Origin of the sequence: Rothia sp. HMSC071B01 (assembly GCF_001808945.1) — a bacterium.
In the GTDB taxonomy this organism is placed as follows: Bacteria; Actinomycetota; Actinomycetes; order Actinomycetales; family Micrococcaceae; genus Rothia.
Map to the genome: position 1 here is coordinate 361,805 of NZ_KV795070.1, position 18,359 is coordinate 380,163.

Sequence of the window (18,359 nt, forward strand, 5' to 3'; positions counted from 1 at the left end):
CATTATGCGCAAGCACTTGTGATGCGGGTTTCTTTCTTCTGGGGTTCCTTCCGGGGTTCCGCCGGGGGAGTGTCTCATATTTCTGTCATACTGGTGAAATTTCTGACCGTACCCCCGAACCGTCAGATAAAGGTCTTGTATCATGGCATAGAGAGTATTTCGCGTTGAAGGGGAAGAAGCACCATGCCCGAGAATCAGAGCAAGCCCGCCACGGTACAGTCCGCCCAGAGTGAGGAGCGTCCTCAGATTCTGGTGATCACCGGTATTTCCGGTGCAGGCCGCAGCACTGTCGCAAACGTGCTGGAGGATGAGGGCTGGTACGTTATCGATAACATCCCGCCGCAGATGCTCGGTTCCCTGGCTGAGCTGGTGACCCGCGACGGTGCACGAGTTCCGAAGGTGGCGCTCGGCATTGACGTTCGCGCCCGCGCACTGTTCTCCGATCTTCCCGCTGCGATTGAGACTCTGCGCAAGTCCGATATTGACTTCTCCATGCTCTTCCTGGATGCCAAGGACGAGACCATCATCGCCCGTTACGAGGCTCAGCGCCGCCCGCACCCGCTGCAGGGTGAGGGCCGCGTGCTCGACGGCATCCGCGCCGAGCGAACCCTCTTCGAGGGCCTGCGCCTGGCCTCGGACCGCACGATTGATACGACCGGCATGAACGTTCACGAGCTGGCCCGCACCGTGCGCGAGATGTTCGCCGAGGGTGCGGACAAGAAGCTGAACCTGACCGTCATGAGCTTCGGCTTCAAGTACGGTGCGCCTTCGGACGCCAACTACATGGCCGACATGCGCTTTATTCCGAACCCGCACTGGGTACCCGAACTGCGCCCGCTGACCGGCCAGGACGCCCCCGTGCGCGACTACGTGCTGGAGCACGCCGGCACCGAGGAGTTCATCAGCAACTACCTGGCCGCCCTGCGTCCCGTGCTGGAGGGCTACCGCCGCGAGGGTAAGTACTACGCCACCATCGCGATTGGTTGCACCGGTGGTAAGCACCGCTCGGTGGCCGTGACCGAGGAGCTGGCCCGCCGCCTCTCCGCCTTCCCCGATGTCAACGTGAACGTGCAGCACCGCGACAAGGGCCGCGAATAGCCCCGCAGTACTGACCGGCAACCCATAATCAGCTACCGGTCGCCCTTCGCACACCGAGCGGAGGGCCGGCCGCTTCCGGGTATGTGAGATACAGACTATGAACACTCATTCAACCAGTTATGACACTCAGGGGATTCCCCGCCTACCCGCGCTCCCAACCCAGGCTCTGCGTCTGCTGAAGACCACGCACCGTTCACCGAAGGTGACGGCCATGGGCGGCGGGCACGGCCTGTACGGATCGCTTTCGGCTCTGCGCCACGTGACCCCCGACCTGACGGCCGTGGTAACCGTGGCGGACGACGGCGGCTCCTCGGGTCGCCTGCGTGAGGAGATGGGTATTCTTCCTCCCGGAGATTTGCGCATGGCGCTCTCGGCGCTCTGCGACGACACCGATTGGGGCCGCACCTGGCGCGACGTCATGCAGCACCGTTTCGCCGCGCCCGAAGGCTACGAGGGGGAGTTCCCCCTGGACTACCACGCGCTCGGCAACCTGCTCATCGCGACGCTCTGGCAGCTGCTGGACGACCCTGTGGCCGGCCTGGACTGGGCGGGCGCCCTGCTGAACGCCCGCGGCCGCGTGCTGCCGATGGCGCTGGATCCGATGGTCATTTACGGCACCGTGCTGCGTGAGCATAACGGCGGCGGTATTGAGCGCGTGAAGGTGGTCGGCCAGGTGAACCTCTCTAAGGAGGAGCGCGTTCACGATATCGGTCTGACCCCTGAGAATGCTCGCCCCTGCCCGGAGGCGCTCTCCGCTATTGAGGAATCTGACTGGATTGTTTTGGGCCCGGGTTCGTGGCGTACTTCGGTTCTGCCGCATCTGCTGCTGGACGCTCAGCGTGAGGCGATTATTCGCACGGAGGCGCGCCGCTGCGTGGTCATGAACCTCTCCGACGATAAGGAGACGGTCGGCTTCACTCCGGCGACTCACCTGGATTTGTTGCGCCAGTACGCCCCGAAGCTGCACCTTGACGCCGTAATTGCTGACGCGGACATGCAGGCTGATCACCGTTCCGAGCTGGAGCGTGAGGCTTCTGCGATGGGTGCGAAGGTTGTGTGGGCGCACCTGCGTTCGAGCGCCCAGCCGAATGTGCACGACCCGCTGAAGCTTGCGGCCGCGTATAACGAAGCGTTTGAGCTGAGCTCTTAGACTGACTGGCTTGGATGTGCAACTCAGGTGCGCTGCTTGAGCTGGCTGTTTTGTGCGCCCTTTTCCTGATTTTTTAGACTTAAACACTACGCCCAGAAGGACCTGTTCATGGCATTAACCACGCTCGTCAAGGACGAACTCGCCAACTACGAGGCAACGAAAGTCTCTGCTCGTAAGGCAGAAATCTCTACGATTCTGCGTTTTACCGGAGGCCTGCACATTGTCTCGGGGCGAATCGTGGTGGAGTCTGAGGTCGACCACGAAGCAACCGCCCACCGCATGCGCCGCACCATCGCGGAGATTTACGGCCACGACTCTGAGCTGACCAGCGTCAGCGGTGGTGGCCTGCGTCGAGGCGGCCGCTACATTGTGCGTGTGGATCACGGCGGTGAGGCGCTGGCTCGCCAGACCGGTCTGCTGGATTTGCGTGGCCGCCCGGTGCGTGGTCTGCCGCCGGCTGTGGTGAACGGCTCCCTGCAGGACGCCGAGGCGGTCATGCGCGGTGCGTTCTTGGCGCACGGTTCGCTGACTGAGCCGGGTCGCTCCTCCTCCCTGGAAATTACCTGCCCCGGTCCGGAGGCGGCGCTCGCGCTGGTGGGTGCGGCTCGTCGCCTGGACATTATTGCGAAGGCACGCGAGGTGCGCGGCACGGACCGTGTGGTGGTGCGTGACGGCGAGACGATTTCGCAGCTGTTGGAGCGTATGGGCGCGACCGGCACCCTGACCACGTGGCGTGAGGCGCGTACCCGCAAGGAGGTTCGTGCGACCGCGAACCGTCTGGCGAATTTTGATGATGCGAACCTGCGCCGTAGCGCTCAGGCGGCTGTTGCGGCGAGCGCTCGCGTGGAGCGTGCCCTGCAGATTCTGGGTCATGAGGCGCCGGATCATCTGCGCTATGCCGGTGAGCTACGTGTGTTGCATAAGCATGCGTCGTTGGATGAGCTGGGTCGTCTGGCTGATCCGCCGATGACGAAGGACGCGATTGCGGGCCGTATTCGTCGCCTGCTGGTGATGGCTGATAAGCGTGCTTCGGAGCTGGGCGTTCCGGGTACTGAGTTGCCGCGTGAGGACTAAGCGAGGGCTAGATTCTGGTCTGTGCGGCGCGGTCTGCGCGTGTGGCGGTGCTTGTGTCTGGGCATGTGGCTGAGGTGTTTGTGACGGTTTTATGACAAACCGAAACCCGCCGTTTTTGAACAAAAACCGCATATTTTTCAAAAATGAGCCTGTGGATAGCTTCTTTCTCGTTGTTCGAGGGGAGTTATCCACAGGTTCTTTGTTCGCGCTCGTGCGTTCGCGCGCGTGAGCCTAGGGTAGGGGTATGACGAGCATGACCCCCAACCCCGACCAGAACGCTGTACAGAGCCCTGCGCAGGACAGCGCAGCCCAGCCTGGCAACACAACCCAGCAGGGCGGCGCGCAGCGTAGCGCCCGCTCCCTGATGAACAGCCTCTACCGCAGCCCCCGCGCCCGCAAGAACGGTGCGCCGGATGCCGAGGACACCGTGCCGCTGGCTATTGCCGCTGAGGTAACGCCCGCGGAGGTAGCTGCCGAAGAAGCTGAGGCACCGCAGCCTGAATTTTCGCTGCCTAATTCTTCTCAGCCCGGCACCGCACAGCCCAGGGCGAGCCAGCCCGTACCTACCGGCGACCCTGTACCTACCAGCAAGCCCACGGCATCCCAGCCGGAGTCGAATGGTTGGGCTGACTGGGATCAGCAGCCCGATTGGAACGAGGTGGACGACTGGGCGGAGTGGGAGCAGGCCGATCAGCCCGGCACCACCCGCAGTGCCCGTTGGGGCTTGTCGCCGCGCGTGCTGCTTCTGGTGGCGGTGTTGGCGTTGGTTGCCGTGGTGTGGGGTGTGACCCAGTTTTCGGCGGCGCCGCGTGCCGAGCAGGTCGCCTCCCCGGGCGCTTCTGCCGAGTCGGTGCAGGCGGTGGGTGCCCAGCAGAGCCCCGGAACTCAACCCGGCACCCAGTCCGCTACTCAATCTACTGCCCAGCCGGGCGCTCATCCGAGTGAATCCGCGCAGGGTGGTGGCGCCTCCGGTGAGGCTACCGTGCGGGTACACGTGGCGGGTGCCGTGAACAACCCCGGCGTGTACACGCTGCCCGCGCAGGGTCGTGCCGTGGATGCGATTGCCGCCGCCTCCGGTGCCGCCGCGGATGCTGACCTGGACCGCGTGAACCTTGCCGGTGCGCTCAGTGACGGGGTGCAGATTTATGTGCCGCATCGTGGTGAGACGGCTGCCCCGGCGCAGATTCAGCCCAATGGCGGCACGGCGAATGCGGGTCAGGGTACCGCGGCGAATGGTGCCTCCCAGAACGGTACTGCGCAGAACGGCGCGGCTCAGAGTGGCGCTCAGCCTCAGCCGGCGCGCACGCTGACCGCTTCGGGGAGCGCGCAGAAGGGCTCAACTCCGGTGAACATTAACACCGCCACCGCTGAGGAGCTACAGAGCCTGCCGCGTATTGGCCCGGCGATGGCTCAGCGCATTATTGCTTGGCGTGAGGCGCACGGCGGCTTCCGCAGCGTGGATGAGCTGGATGCGGTGCCCGGCATTGGCCCGTCGATGCTGGAGAACCTGCGTCCGCTGGTGACGGTCTAATGCTTGCGTGGAACCGCCGGGAGCCTGCACCGCAGGGGCGCCCTTCACGCGATAAGCGGGTATCTTCGCGAAAGCCCGCCGCACTGCAAAAACTCAGTACACCTCAAAAACCCAGCGCACTGCAAAAACTCAGCACACCGCAAAAGCGCGCGGGACAGCTAGGGGAGCGGGAGCTCTTTCCCGGTTCTTCGCGCCTCACCCGGTCTGCGGCTACGGCGTATCGCAGTGCCCGCTACCGTTGGAGCATCGGCGCTGAAAAGTGGCGCACTCGCCGCGACGAGCAGGAGCTGCGCGCCCAGGGAAGCCTCATTCACCTGGACCTTCGCCTCACGTTCACGGTGCTGGCGCTGTGGGCTTTTACCGCGGCGGCGCTGACCGTGGGCACGTGGCGGGTGGTGCATCCTCTGGCGTGCGTGCTCATTGCCCTGCTGGGGTGCCTGGTGATTCTGCTGTTCTTTCCGCCGCGTGCGGCAATGCCCTACAGCCTGCTCTTTCGCACGACCGGTCAGCTGGTTTTCCTGGCGTGTACCGTGACGGTTCAGGCGGTACTTCTGTGCGCTACGGGGGTGGATGCATCCCGCGCCACCCTGCAGCAGGCGCAGGGCACCTCGCTTCGCCTGAATGGTACGGTGGAGCAGGTTCGCCGCGTGGATCCGCGCACTACTCTGGTGGTCATTAAGCTGGAGGAAATTCAGGGGCGGAGCGTGCGTGCGCTGGTGAATGAGCGGGTGCGCGTGTACCGGCGTGACGGTTCGGCAAAGAGCACCGCGCAGCGCCCGGAAGCACGATCGGAAGTAAGCTCGGCTGGTAGTGTTTCTGGGGCTAAGCACCAGGGGAACGGTACCGCGCGTTCGCAGGCGATTTATCCGGGCATGAAGGTGACCGCCCTCGGCACGGTGGAGTTCAACGGTTCCACGGCGAAGCTGAGCGGCGCAACTATTTTTCCTGCGCCCGCCTACGGTGCCGGGTCGAACGCTACCGCCCAGACGGCGGCGGAGCCGTACCTGTCTACGGTCAAGGAGCAGCTGCGCGCCCGAGCCCTGGACACCCTCGGCACGGAGTCGGCGGCGCTGGTTTTGGGCACCGCCTACGGGGACGATTCGCTGATGAGTTCGACCGCGCGGGAGGAGTATAAGCTCAGCGGACTCAGCCATATTACGGCGGTGTCCGGGGCGAATATTGCCATTGTGTTTTTGGGTGCGTACCGGCTGGTGTTGGCGGTTCGCCCGTACCGTTTCGCCAGCGCATACCTGCTGTTCCGTTCCTGGATGCAGTGGTTGCGGGGGAGAGGCACGGGTTCTTCTCGCCGCCCCGCGCACACCCGCCATGCCGCCCGTGCTCAACAACCTACCCAGTCAACCGTCCACGCCCTGCCGCCGCTCGTGCACCGGCTGAGCACCCTCGCCATTCCGCACCGCGTCATGGTGCTGTGCGGGGTCGCGGCGGTGCTCGCCTACGCCATGCTGCTGGACTCTGAGGGTTCCGTAATTCGTTCCCTCGCCATGGGTCTGCTCGGTGCATACGCGATGCTGCGCGGTTCGGGTCGCCAGTCTTTGGCGGCGCTGCAAACAACGGTGCTGATGTGTCTGCTTGCCGCCCCGCACCTCGCCGTGGATATGGGGTTCGCCCTGTCGGTGACGGCAACCTCCGCGTTGATTCTGCTGGGTCCTCCGCTGATTCGCCTGCTCATGCGCGTCATGCCGGTGTTCTGCGCGGAAATGCTTGCCGCGCCGATTGTGGCGTCCCTGTGGTGTACTCCGCTGATTTTGGCGATGAGCGGTAAGGTGCCGCTCTACTCGGTTCCGGCGAATCTGGTTGCCGCTCCTTTGGCGCCGTTGAGTATGCTCGCCGGGCTGGCGGCGCTCGGATTAATGCTCCTGGGTCTGCCTGCTCTGGCGGATGTGTGCCTTCGTGCCGGTGGTCTTGCCGCGCAGGGCATCGAGTGGGCGGCACACACTGCCGCGCACGCGCCGGGTAACCCCTGGGAGCCCGGTTCGAGCGTCCCGGCAGTGGTGTGTAGCGCCCTCTGCGTGCTGGCGTTGAGCGTAGCCCTCTGGTGGGTGGATGCGCGCCGCTACCGCGCGGTCACGCACCGGCAGTATTTGCGGGTGGTACCGCGCACCGCGCCCTCCTATCAGCGCCCCGATCAGCCCGCCCGTTCCTAACCGACTCACTGCGGGCATCTAACCCTGACCGACTACCCCTAACCACCGCTAGGAGGCATCTGAGAAGAAAACGCTATGATGGATACTCGAGACTCCACCCGCGCAGCACCCCCGCGCGCAGTGGGGCCGAGTTCAGCCCGTACCCTGCAGATAAAGGCGAGTGATAAGCGTGTCCGAGCGTAAGCGTTCAACCCAGCGTGGTGGTTCCCGAGGCTACGCCCGCCGAGGCGGCCCCGCCCTCGACACCGCGTGGCGTACCGTCACCCCGGCACCCGCCGTCATGCTCTACGGCCCGGAGGAGTACTTCGCCTCCCGTGCCGCGGCACGCCTGCGTGAGCTGTTCCGCAGCATCCACCCGGAGGTGGACCGCGTTCAGATTAACGCCGCCACCTACACGGCGGGGGAGCTGATCCTGCACGCTTCGCCCTCCCTGTTCGGTTCGGCGAAGATTATTGAGGTTGAGAACGTAGCCTCCATGAGCGACGAGTTTTTGACCGATACGCTTGCCTACTTGAACGCCCCCGAGCCGGATATCATGCTCATTCTGAACCACTCGGGCGGTAACCGCGGCAAGAAGCTCATCGACCTGGTGCGCTCCCAGTTCGTGCTCATTAACTGCAAGGCGCTCAAGACCGATCGCGAGAAGAGCGAGTTCTTGGCGGGGGAGTTCGCCGCCGCCCAGCGCCCGATTACCGGCGGCGCCCTGGCGTTGCTGACTGCCGCCTCCTCCGACACTGCGGAGCTTGCCGCCGCCTGCCAGCAGCTGCTCTCTGACGTACCCGGCGAAATCACCGAGGAGGTGGTGAACCGCTACTACGGCGGCCGCACCGAGGTCACCGCGTTCCGTGTCAGTGACGCGGCGATTTCCGGTAACGCCCCGGAGGCTCTGCGTCTGCTCCGCCACTCCCTTGCCACCGGCACGGAGCCGATTCCGATGCTGGGTGCGCTCGCCATGCGTATCCGCAATATTGCGCGCGTGCACCACGTGCGTATGAGCGCTAACGAACTGGCGCGCGAGGTGGGCATGGCGCCGTGGCAGGTAGAACAGGCTCAGCGAGACGGCCGCCGCTTTACTGGCGCGCAGCTGGCGCATATCGTGCAGCTTCTGGCTGATGCGGACGCCCAGCTGAAGGGCGAGTCGCAGGACGCGGTGTATGCGGTGGAGCAGGCTGTTTTGGCGATTGCTCTACCTCCGCGCCTGTAGTGCATAATAGAGCCCATGCTCGAAATTCTGAAGAAAATTTTCTTTGCCCTGCTGCCCTTCCTGCAGAAGGCGGCAGAGGATGCCCTCAACGACGCTACTGCGTCTAAGGGCGGCTCCGAGTCCTCCCAGAAGAGCGAGTCTCACAAGGGCGAATCTCGTCAGGGTGAGGCTCGTACCTCCGGCTCCTCGGCGCCTAAGCCGAGTGCCCCGAAGCCTTCCTCGGCAAAATCCTCGGCACCTAAGCCTTCCGCACCGGCTCCGACCGTCGCATCCGACAGCTCGGATTACCCCGGCGATTACCGCGACATGATCAACTTTGAGTACTCGCCCTCCCTGGACGGCGACGCTGACCCGGGTGAAATCGTGTGGACGTGGGTTCCCTTCGAGGAGGACCACTCGCAGGGTAAGGACCGCCCGGTGCTTCTGGTGGGTCGTGACGGTGAGTACCTGCTGGCGCTGATGATGACCAGCAAGGACCACAATAACCGTGAGCACGCCGATTCGAACTACCTTGATATTGGTTCGGGTCCGTGGGATCCGCAGGGCCGCGCCTCTGAGGTGAAGCTGAACCGTGTGATTCGTGTTCGCCCGGATACGATGCGCCGTGAGGGTGCGATTATGCCGGAGGATACGTTCCGCCTGATTGAACGTGCGTGGACTCGCCATAACGGCTAACACCCCGTGCTTTATGCTGGGATGCTTTATGCCGGGAATCTGAGGGTGACCGGCGTTAGATGTGGATGCTGCGTGTAGCGGTTTTCACAGTATTTTTCTCTCCGCGAGGGTCTGTCGTGGAGGCTGTTCATCTGGTATTATGTGTGGTTGAGTGTCCGATGGTCATCGGGCACTGCTGGCCGGTTGCCATAGGCATCCCCACGCCGCTCAGTCGATGATCGGCCAGCGTCGCCCTCACCGACCAATAAGACAAAACAGAAAGTTTAATTGTGGCTAACATTAAGTCTCAGAAGAAGCGTATCCTCACCAACGAGAAGGCTCGCCTGCGCAACAACATTGTAAAGTCCGAGCTGAAGACCGCGACCCGCAAGGTCAAGGCTGCTGTTGAGGCACAGAACCAGGAAGCTGCTGTTGAGGCTCTGCGTTTTGTGAACCGTAAGCTGGACAAGGCTGTTTCCAAGGGTGTTCTGCACAAGAAGACCGCTGCAAACAAGAAGTCCGGTCTTGCTGCGCTGGTAAACAAGGCTTTCTAAAACTTGCGGGGTACCTAAGTACCTCTCTGGTTTAAGGGCAGAGACCCCCTGTGTTCCCCCTCCTCTAAGGGGAACGCAGGGGGTTTCTTTATGCCCAATTCTTGGCACGGATTCCCTGCCCAGATTTCGGGGAGGCGCCCGCCCGGTGACGAAACCGCTTGCGGGTCGCGTGGGAACCCGTATAGTGGGAACTATCGGCGGTACCGCACACCGCCCGCGCCCTAGCAATAGTGCCGTATAGACGGCACCGGGGGAGTGAGCACCGCCGATGTGGGTACACATTTTTTGCATATTATCAGGAGGTTCCCCATGAGTAACGAGATCGCAGAAGAAGCTTACGATTATCGTGAAGACCCTGAGTATTGGCGAGCTCCGTTCGATTTTACGAAGCCCATATCTGATGCAAATACTCCGGAGGGGTGGATGCGTGCTGAGTTGAAAGGGCGTTATTTTAATGCTCCGGTGGCGCGCCCCGGTGCCGAATATGAGTGGGGTTTAGCAGAGATTAAGCGTAGGTATGAAGCTAAGGAATTCCCCTTCAGGGATAGCGAAGTAACCAGCTTGTATCGTGAGAAGGTAGCTAATGGTGAGTTGCCGGATGTTTATGCTGGCACTCCATACGATTTGGCGCTTCTGCCTTTTTAACATAGTTTCCCCTTTCCGTCCGGGGTTTTGGGCGGCATAACCGAATATAGAACATATTTTTTACAACACCACCCACTACACAACCACCGATGGTTCACCGGTAATTTTCCATACACCCCCATGTATCCGGTGAACCGACCACGAGCTAAGGACAATGATGAGCCAGCCGAACTTCCCTCCCGCCCGACTCTTTGACGCTTTCGCCAAGCCCGCCTCCACAGAACAGCCCGCGAAGAAGGGCCTGCTTGGCAAGCTGGGCCTGGGCGAGTCCTCCGAGGAGGACAACTACACGACCGTCATGCTGGTCGGTTTCAACTCCGCGAAGGAACCCCCGGGCAACGGTGAGGACGCCCTCGACGTGATTCACCGCGCGTTCGACCCGTGCGATGAGAGCCCCGGCTTCGACATGGACGACTTCTACGACTACGGTTCCGTCGCCCCGCAGCTGCTGAACAACGACGACTCCGAATCCACGGTCCTGGTGTGGCCCAAGATGTTCTACAATATGGTCACCATCCCGGAGCGTCGCCTGCGCCTGCTTGTGGTGACCGGCCCCGCCCCGAGCCTGTGCCTGCAGCGGTTCATGACCCGCTTCTTCAAGTACGTGAAGAAGCTCCACGTGGACCACGCGATCTTCGTTGAGACCTTTGAGGATCAGGTGGCGCACACCCGCCCGTACCCGTACACGCTGACCACTCACGACGAGAAGCTGGCGGCAATCCCCGGTATTCTGCACGAGTATTTCACCGGTTCTACCTCGGTGACGATGGCAATGTCTGCGCTCGCTGCCGAGCACGGCCTGTCTTCCTCGGTCATGTTGCGTATGAGCATCCCGGGGTATCTAAGTTTTGACCAGCAGAACCCGCGCGCGGTCGTGAGCCTGATCGAGGCGCTGGAGGTCATCCTCGGCATTAAGGTCGAGTCGGAGGAGTACGACCGCCTGCGCGCCCACGCTGGTGAGTGGGAGGCGGAGCTCGCCGAAGAAATGGCGAAGGACTACGAGAAGGTTGAGCTGGTGCGTGAGATTGAGCAGAAGATGGATTCGACTCTGCGCACTGTCTCCGGTGAGGTGATTGCCGAGGATATTGAGGGCTACCTGGATTCCCTCAGCGGCGCCTCCGAGGGCGTAAATCCTGCCGATGATGGTGCGGATTCCGCGGAGGATTCTTCGGAACGTTAGGTCCGTTCGCGCATATGGCGCGGGTATGGGAAAATGATAGGTAACTATGCCCATACCCGCGCCCAGCATCTCGAAAGGATGATGTGATTGGCACCCATGTCGAAGAACCCGCCCGTTCCGGCGGCGACCGACCCCGCGATTATTCGCAACTTCTGCATTATCGCCCACATTGACCACGGTAAGTCCACCCTCGCAGACCGTATGCTGCAGGCCACCGGCGTGGTTGCCCCGCGCGATATGAAGGCGCAGTACCTGGACCGCATGGACATTGAGCGTGAACGCGGTATCACCATTAAGTCTCAGGCTGTGCGCATGCCCTGGGACGTTGACGGCACCTCCTACGCGCTGAACATGATTGACACCCCCGGCCACGTGGATTTCACCTATGAGGTGTCCCGCTCCCTGGCTGCGTGTGAGGGTGCACTTCTGCTCGTGGACGCCGCTCAGGGTATTGAGGCTCAGACCCTGGCGAACCTGTACCTGGCGATGGAGAATGACCTGACCATCATCCCGGTGCTGAACAAGATTGACCTGCCCGCGGCTCAGCCGGATAAGTATGCCGAGGAGCTGGCGAACCTGATTGGTTGCGAGCCGGACGAGGTTCTGCGCGTATCGGGTAAGACCGGTGAGGGCGTTGAGGCCCTGCTGGACCGCATTGTGGAGGCGATTCCCGCCCCGCAGGGTGACGCATCCGCCCCGGCGCGTGCCATGATTTTTGACTCGGTGTACGACTCGTACCGCGGCGTGGTCACCTATGTGCGTGTTGTGGACGGCAGCCTGCAGCCGCGTCAGAAGATTAAGATGATGTCCACCGGCGCCGAGCACGACCTGCTCGAAATCGGTGTGATTTCCCCTGAGCCTGTCCCGTCGAAGGGCCTGGGCGTGGGCGAGGTGGGTTACCTCATTACCGGTGTGAAGGACGTGCGTCAGTCGCGTGTGGGTGATACCGTCACTTCCGCCGCGAAGCCTGCGCAGGAGTCCCTGGGCGGTTACGAGGACCCCAAGCCGATGGTGTTCTCCGGCCTGTTCCCGATTGACGGGTCGGACTACCCGGCGCTGCGTGACGCACTGGATAAGCTGAAGCTCAACGACGCCGCGCTGATTTACGAGCCGGAGACTTCTGCCGCTCTGGGCTTCGGTTTCCGCTGTGGCTTCTTGGGTCTGCTGCACCTGGAGATTGTGCGTGAGCGTCTGGAACGCGAGTTCAACCTGGACCTGATTTCGACCGCACCGAACGTTATTTACGACGTGGTGGACGAGGCCGGCAACGCTAAGCGCGTGACCAACCCGAGCGAATTCCCCGAGGGTAAGGTCGCGACGATTCGCGAGCCCATGGTGGCGTGTACGATTATTGCCCCGAGCGAGTACATTGGTGCGATTATGGAGCTGTGCCAGGCTCGCCGCGGCCAGATTGGCGGCATGGATTACCTGTCCGAGGATCGTGTGGAGATGCGTTACCGCCTGCCCCTGGCGGAGATTGTGTTCGACTTCTTCGATCAGTTGAAGTCCCGTACCCGCGGTTATGCGTCGCTGGACTGGAAGTTCGACGGTGAGGAAGAGGCTGACCTGGTGAAGGTCGACATCCTGCTGCAGGGTGAGAAGGTGGATGCGTTCAGTGCCATTACTCACCGCGATAAGGCGTACTCGTACGGCCTGATGATGACTTCTAAGCTGCGTGAGCTGATTCCTCGTCAGCAGTTTGAGGTGCCGATTCAGGCGGCTATCGGTTCGCGTATTATTGCCCGCGAGAATATTCGTGCGATGCGTAAGGACGTTCTTTCGAAGTGTTACGGTGGCGATATTTCGCGTAAGCGTAAGCTGCTGGAGAAGCAGAAGGAAGGCAAGAAGCGCATGAAGATGGTTGGTCGTGTGGAGGTTCCTCAGGAAGCCTTCATTGCGGCACTGTCTTCGAGCGAGGAGAAAGAAAAGAAGAAGTAGCCTTTCGCTGCTGTAGCTTTTCCGGCTGTGTGCTGACCTGTTGATTGTGGAGAACCCGGCTGGTGCCTCGTGTACCGCCGGGTTCTCTGCACGCTGTCGTTGATGCGCCCCGCCTTGATGTCACCCGCCTGCTGATACTACCCACGTAGCCGCATGCGCGGTGCCCATATTTGATTTCCCCGACCTCTACACCTAGTTCCAGGAGGCAGAATGCCCGCCCAGCCCACCGGCGCCCCCGCACCCCGCGACGGGCGCATCCCCGCCACCAGCGCGGCAGGATGCGAAACCCGCGACTTCAGCCTCTACGTACACATCCCCTTCTGCTCCGTACGCTGCGGCTACTGCGACTTCAACACCTACGCCACCGAAGACTTCGGCGACGGCATCGGCCTCGGCACCTACGCCGACGACGCCATCGCAGAAATCCTCTTCGCAGCCCGCACCCTCGAAGCCTCCGGCGTCGCAAAACGCCCCATGCACACCGTCTTCTTCGGAGGCGGCACCCCCACCAAACTACCCGCCCGTGACCTCGTACGCATCCTGCAGGCAGCCATCGACGTATTCGGCCTCGTCGAAGGCGCAGAAGTCACCACCGAAGCGAACCCCGACTCCGTCACCCGCGAAGACCTGCAAACCCTCAAGGACGGTGGCTTCACCCGCGTATCCTTCGGCATGCAGTCCGTCGTACCCGAGGTGCTACAGGTACTCGACCGCACCCACACACCCTCCAACGTGCCGAAGGTCGTCGCCTGGGCCAAGGAGGTCGGCCTGCAGGTGTCCGTGGACCTGATTTACGGTTCGCCGGGGGAGAGCCTGCACCAGTGGGAGCGCAGCGTTCGCGCCGCAATCTCCTACGAGCCGGACCACATTTCGGCGTACTCGCTCATCGTGGAGGACGGCACCAAGCTTGCCGCGCAGATCCGCCGCGGCGAATACACCATACCCGATGAGGACCTCATGGCGGACATGTACCTGCTCGCCGAGGAGCTACTCACCGAAGCCGGCTACAACTGGTACGAGGTCTCCAACTACTCGCGCAGCGAGGACACCCGCAGCGACCACAACCTCGCCTACTGGCGCAACCAGGACTGGTGGGGCATCGGCCCCGGCGCGCACTCGCACGTGAACGGTACCCGCTGGTGGAACGTGAAGCACCCGGTGCCGTATGCGCAGAAGGTGCGTGCGGGGGAGTCCCCGGCGGCGGCACGTGAGGTGCTGGACACCGCCACTCGTGCTTTTGAGACGGTTATGCTCATGATCCGTGTGCGTGAGGGCTTGGCGATGCGCGAGCTGCTCGCCGTGCACGATGAGGCGCAGCTGGGTGCCTCCCTGCGCTGGCTGGTTTCTCAAGCTCTGATTGAGCCTGATGCTTTGAATTCTCAAGCTGAACCTGACCCTGAAGCCCACGTGCGACTAACCCTCAAGGGCCGCCTGCTGGGCGATGCGGTCACCCGCGAGCTGCTCCCGGAGGTCTCTGAAGAGCACTAGAAATACCTGCTTGATTAGGGGCTTTTCAGCTGGAGCTGTGTCTTGGCTCAGATCTGGTTCAACTTCATTTGCCCCTTGTCTCTGCCGCCGCCTGCACGCGGCGTGCACCCCGGTATTGCCGTAATATTTCGGTGATTTCGGGGTGTTTTTGTGGGTTCAGAAAAACTTTTAAAAAATTTTTTCGGGTCTGTTTGGAGGGACTTTGGGGGAGCATCACACCTTACACCGGTGTGCTAATTGTTCGCATTTGTGCTGGACTAGCCGAAAGAATTTTCCACTCCTTCATGCCGCTTTTGGGATGCGTATTTTTCGATTACTTTCCTTAGAAAAAATTCTCCAAAACACCCAATTTCAAGTTGTGGTTGAAGGTTACGCTGTGCCATAATAGGTCATGGCAGGACGGTATATGTCTAACAGCGTGTTCTCGTCTTTGCTGAAGTTGAGTGAATACGGTTGTGGGCTCCTGGTAACAGGGGCCCACGATCGTTTAACAACGATTATCTACAGCACCATTCGGTAGAGTTTGCAGCAATTCACGCGCACTAGGCAAAGAAGCCCCACTTAAACGTAGAACGCCCCGCACACAACGTGCGGGGCGTTCATCGTAAAAGTTATCAGCGCGGTTCTGAGACAGCGCGGTTTAGGACCGGCAGTTCTTAGGACTCTGCGGATTCTGCGTTCTCGGTGGAGTAGAAGCGGTCCAGCAGGCGCGGGTTAATGCGGTAGCTGTACGGCTCACCGCGGTTCACCTCAATACCGGCACGCAGCGACGCAATAGCCATGAACAGCCACACGAGCGCACCCAGAACCATGGCAATGTTGCCCATGCCGGGCAGGAACGACACAACCCACAGCGCCACCAGAGCAATGGAGGGCAGGAGGGTGAAGTTCATTGCCTCGCGAGCCTCCTGCTCAGCGAAGGGCGCGTTATTGCGGCTGACGTAGAAAACCGCAGCGGAAGGAATGATGCCGAGAATGCCGCCGAAATGCGCGAGAGTCGCACGGTTGCGGTCCTGAATCACGCTAATCTTACGGGTTTTCTGAGGCCCGGTTGCCGGGCGAACATCGTTAGTCACGAAAATCCTGGTTCGATAGAAGTTTCTTGTGGTGATCACCTAAGCCGGTGGATCTGCCCTCCGAAGAGGTGAATCGTTTGAGCGGTGGTGACCCAGAGTGTAGTGATGGTGCAACATAAACCCACAGAGGCAATGCCACACGCTCAACTATTGTACCGCTTTGGGGGACAAAACCCACAGGATAATGCTCTCGAGGGAAAGGTTCTGAGCAAACTCACACCTGCGCCCGCAGACGGGGGCGCAATAGCGGGTTTCGCGTGCGGTTAGGCACCCGGCTCGGTGAGAAAATCGATGAGCGATTCGACCGGGCCGAGCAGTGTCGGATCCAGGTCAGCGTAGGAGTCAACGCGGGAGAGAATATACTTCCACGCCTGCGCCACATCCGCCTGCGTTTCGTGCGGCTGCCCCAGACGACGCAGCGTGCCCTTCTTGAAGTCCTCACCGCGCGGCACCTGCGGCCACGCCTTCAAACCCAGCACTGAGGGCTTGACCGCCTGCCAAATATCGATGAACGGGTGACCCACGATCTTCACGTGCCCTGCGGCACCCGGCACAGCCAACGCCTCGGCAACAATACGCTGCTCCTTCGTGCCCTCAAGCAGGTGGTCGACCAGAATACCCAGGCGGCGGCCCGGGCCCGGCGCGAACTCACGAATAGCACCGGCGAGATCATCCACGCCGTGCAGCGGCTCCACAACAATGCCCTCAACGCGCAGATCGTGGCCCCAGACCTTCTCCACGAGCTCGGCGTCGTGCAGACCCTCAACCCAGATGCGGGATGCGCGCGCCACCCGAGCCGGGGCGTTCTTCACTGCAATAGAACCGGAGCGAGAAATCGTGCGCTTCGGCTCCTTCGCAGCCACCGGGGCAACAATCTCAACGGGCTCACCCTCAATCAGGTAGCCCGGACCCAGCGGAAAATTCTTCACGCGCCCCTTTGCGTCTTCGAGTCCGAAGAAGAGAGCACCGCCGATGCGTTCAGCCTTCACGACCTCACCCACCCAGCCGTTAATATCCTCAATCAGCAGGCCGCGGCGCAGCGGCACCTTACGCGGGGCCGGCGCCTGGCGGCTCAAGCGGGCGGCGTTTAGATCCTGGGCACCCCAGCCGTAGGGGGAGTGGTGGGTACTCAACGTATTCTCCTTTGGGGCGGTAGGGGCAGCAGAGCCAGTAGGGGCGGTGACCGTGCCGGAACCATAAGACAGAACAATCAGACGGAACCGTGAGACAGAACCGGCGGGGGAACTAAAACGGGGTTCGGGGCGCACCGCAGATTAAGCGGATAGCGGGAGCGACCCCCTTTCAGCCTAGCCATTGTATCGGGTCGGGGGTAGTATCCCCTAGAATTGGTACGACCATTATTGGCGGTGCACTCATCGAGCACCGCCATCGTCTCGAGAGGAAGGAAACGCATGAGCCACTACGATACTCTCGGCGTATCGAAAGACGCCAGCCCCGAAGAGATCAAGAAGGCGTACCGAAAGAAGGCACGCCAGCTGCACCCGGACGTGAACCCCTCCGAGGACGCAGCCGAAGAGTTCAAGCGCGTCACCCTCGCCTACGAGGTGCTCTCCGATCCCGAAAAGCGCCGCAACTATGACACCACCGGCGACGAACAAGGCCGCGCAGGCTACCCCGGAGGCGGCGGCTACCCGGGCGGCGGATTCAGCGGCTTCGGCGGTTTCGAGGACCTGCTGAACATGTTCACCGGCGGCGCGGCAGGTGCCCGCGGCCCCGCATCCCGCATGCGTCAGGGCCAGGACGACCTGATTACCGTCTCCATCAGCCTGCAGGACGCCGTGTTCGGTGTTGAGAAGACCATTGAGCGTCGCTCCGCCGTGACCTGCAAGTCCTGTAACGGTGAAGGTACCGCAGAGGGCACCCAACCCGAAACCTGCACCACCTGCTCCGGTCACGGTTTCATGCAGCGCCGTGTGCAGTCCATCCTCGGTACCGTCATGCAGCAGGTCGAATGCCCCGACTGCCACGGCTACGGCACCGTCATCAAGACCCCCTGCCCTGAATGTCACGGTCAGGGCCGCGTACGTGAAGACGTACCGCTGACCTTCAACGTTCCCGCCGGCGTGCACGACCAGGCGCGTATCCGCCTGCGCGGCAAGGGCGAAGCAGGTCTGTACGGTGGCCCCAACGGCGACCTGTACATTGACCTGAACGTCAAGCGTGACAAGTACTTCAGCCGCGAGGGCGACAATCTGGTTACCACCGTGAACATCCCCATGGTTGCGGCAGCACTGGGCACCACCATCCCGCTGAAGACCTTCGACGGCGACCAGGAAGTTGCGATCCCCGCAGGCACTCAGAGCGGTGACGTGATCACCCTCAACGGCCTGGGCGCAACCGTGCTCGGCACCGAGCGTCGCGGCGACCTGCTGGTGCGTATCCAGGTGGTCACCCCCACCGATATGACCGAAGAACAGCGTGAACTGCTGCGCCAGTTCGCTTCCCTGCGCGGTGAATCCCTCACCGAAGGTTCGCAGGTCAAGCACCGCGGCGGTCTCTTCTCCCGCCTGAAGGACCAGTTCAAGTAGGATCCCTACACCAAGCTGAGGATGCGGCGGGTGCGGTACTCAACCCGCACCCG

Annotated in this window: 15 protein-coding genes; 13 read left to right on the forward strand and 2 right to left on the reverse strand. The window is 61.9% G+C overall.

The window, feature by feature from the left end:
• Nucleotides 1–183: 183 nt before the first annotated feature.
• The 12 genes from rapZ (at nucleotide 184) to hemW (ending at nucleotide 14,681) form a co-directional block, all read left to right on the forward strand.
• Nucleotides 184–1,098, forward strand: coding sequence for an RNase adapter RapZ (gene rapZ / locus HMPREF2527_RS03015; RefSeq protein ID WP_070506255.1), 915 nt, complete (start codon nucleotides 184–186; stop codon nucleotides 1,096–1,098).
• Between the two features lie 97 nt (nucleotides 1,099–1,195).
• Nucleotides 1,196–2,248 (forward strand): gluconeogenesis factor YvcK family protein, encoded by a 1,053-nt coding sequence (gene yvcK, locus HMPREF2527_RS03020; protein ID WP_070506257.1) that lies wholly within the window; start codon nucleotides 1,196–1,198, stop codon nucleotides 2,246–2,248.
• A 108-nt stretch (nucleotides 2,249–2,356) separates the two neighbouring features.
• A complete protein-coding gene (gene whiA, locus HMPREF2527_RS03025) occupies nucleotides 2,357–3,322 on the forward strand; it encodes a DNA-binding protein WhiA (RefSeq protein ID WP_005505961.1) in 966 nt (321 codons plus the stop codon).
• Nucleotides 3,323–3,566: 244 nt separating this feature from the next.
• A complete protein-coding gene (locus HMPREF2527_RS03030; RefSeq protein WP_070506258.1) occupies nucleotides 3,567–4,853 on the forward strand; it encodes a ComEA family DNA-binding protein in 1,287 nt (428 codons plus the stop codon).
• Nucleotides 4,853–7,018, forward strand: coding sequence for a ComEC/Rec2 family competence protein (locus tag HMPREF2527_RS03035; protein ID WP_246824754.1), 2,166 nt, complete (start codon nucleotides 4,853–4,855; stop codon nucleotides 7,016–7,018). Before HMPREF2527_RS03030 ends, HMPREF2527_RS03035 begins: the two co-directional genes overlap by 1 nt.
• A gap of 169 nt (nucleotides 7,019–7,187) precedes the next feature.
• Complete coding sequence (holA, locus tag HMPREF2527_RS03040; RefSeq protein ID WP_070506259.1) at nucleotides 7,188–8,222, forward strand: DNA polymerase III subunit delta; 1,035 nt, start codon at nucleotides 7,188–7,190, stop codon at nucleotides 8,220–8,222.
• Nucleotides 8,223–8,237: 15 nt separating this feature from the next.
• Nucleotides 8,238–8,897 (forward strand): type II toxin-antitoxin system PemK/MazF family toxin, encoded by a 660-nt coding sequence (locus HMPREF2527_RS03045; RefSeq protein WP_070506261.1) that lies wholly within the window; start codon nucleotides 8,238–8,240, stop codon nucleotides 8,895–8,897.
• Nucleotides 8,898–9,166: 269 nt separating this feature from the next.
• Nucleotides 9,167–9,430 (forward strand): 30S ribosomal protein S20, encoded by a 264-nt coding sequence (gene rpsT / locus HMPREF2527_RS03050; RefSeq protein ID WP_005505969.1) that lies wholly within the window; start codon nucleotides 9,167–9,169, stop codon nucleotides 9,428–9,430.
• A gap of 309 nt (nucleotides 9,431–9,739) precedes the next feature.
• Nucleotides 9,740–10,075, forward strand: a complete 336-nt coding sequence (locus HMPREF2527_RS03055) for a hypothetical protein (protein WP_049337419.1) — start codon at nucleotides 9,740–9,742, stop codon at nucleotides 10,073–10,075.
• 157 nt (nucleotides 10,076–10,232) lie between these two features.
• Complete coding sequence (locus HMPREF2527_RS03060; protein WP_070506262.1) at nucleotides 10,233–11,255, forward strand: PAC2 family protein; 1,023 nt, start codon at nucleotides 10,233–10,235, stop codon at nucleotides 11,253–11,255.
• A gap of 96 nt (nucleotides 11,256–11,351) precedes the next feature.
• Nucleotides 11,352–13,193, forward strand: a complete 1,842-nt coding sequence (gene lepA / locus HMPREF2527_RS03065; RefSeq protein WP_371260001.1) for a translation elongation factor 4 — start codon at nucleotides 11,352–11,354, stop codon at nucleotides 13,191–13,193.
• A 210-nt stretch (nucleotides 13,194–13,403) separates the two neighbouring features.
• Complete coding sequence (hemW, locus tag HMPREF2527_RS03070) at nucleotides 13,404–14,681, forward strand: radical SAM family heme chaperone HemW (RefSeq protein ID WP_070506263.1); 1,278 nt, start codon at nucleotides 13,404–13,406, stop codon at nucleotides 14,679–14,681.
• Nucleotides 14,682–15,337: 656 nt separating this feature from the next.
• Here hemW and HMPREF2527_RS03075 read toward each other — a convergent pair.
• Complete coding sequence (locus HMPREF2527_RS03075) at nucleotides 15,338–15,757, reverse strand: DUF4870 domain-containing protein (protein WP_044150421.1); 420 nt, start codon at nucleotides 15,755–15,757, stop codon at nucleotides 15,338–15,340.
• A gap of 263 nt (nucleotides 15,758–16,020) precedes the next feature.
• Entirely contained in the window at nucleotides 16,021–16,890 is an 870-nt protein-coding gene (locus tag HMPREF2527_RS03080) for a DUF3097 domain-containing protein (RefSeq protein ID WP_044150423.1), read from the reverse strand.
• 279 nt (nucleotides 16,891–17,169) lie between these two features.
• Between HMPREF2527_RS03080 and dnaJ the strand changes: the two genes are divergently transcribed.
• Nucleotides 17,170–18,306 (forward strand): molecular chaperone DnaJ, encoded by a 1,137-nt coding sequence (gene dnaJ / locus HMPREF2527_RS03085; protein ID WP_070506264.1) that lies wholly within the window; start codon nucleotides 17,170–17,172, stop codon nucleotides 18,304–18,306.
• The last annotated feature ends 53 nt before the right edge of the window (nucleotides 18,307–18,359 follow it).